Origin of the sequence: Nocardioides malaquae (assembly GCF_015070385.1) — a bacterium.
Lineage (GTDB): Bacteria > Actinomycetota > Actinomycetes > Propionibacteriales > Nocardioidaceae > Nocardioides > Nocardioides malaquae.
In genome coordinates, this window is sequence record NZ_JADCSA010000165.1 from 1 (window position 1) to 348 (window position 348).

Annotated in this window: 1 pseudogene; it reads right to left on the reverse strand. The window is 38.5% G+C overall.

Going from position 1 to position 348, the window contains the following annotated elements:
* Positions 1-348, reverse strand: a pseudogene (mcrB, locus tag IEQ44_RS15650) (5-methylcytosine-specific restriction endonuclease subunit McrB); the annotation flags it as partial.

Consider the following 348-nt stretch of genomic DNA (forward strand, 5'->3'; position numbering starts at 1 on the left):
AATATTAATTTATAGTCGTTGATTATGTTGTCCAGCATAGAGGCAAATCGGGTGTAATCAATACCCTGTGAGACTTTTTGGGAACAGGCGTAATAGGACTGTCCGTATTTTTTAGGATATACACCCGAAGTTGCCTGAAAATACTCTGCGATTGTTTTAGGTATGTCTGAAGAGAACTGCCATTGGGCATGTGGTTCATTCGTGTCGCTTATACCATAAGCCAAAACCAACTCATCAAAATCTTTATAATAGAGAATAACGGGATATATACCGTTAGAAGCTTCCTGACCTTCTCCAAGAAATGCAAACCAGGGAATAGACGTAAAATTACCATAACCGAAACTCAAT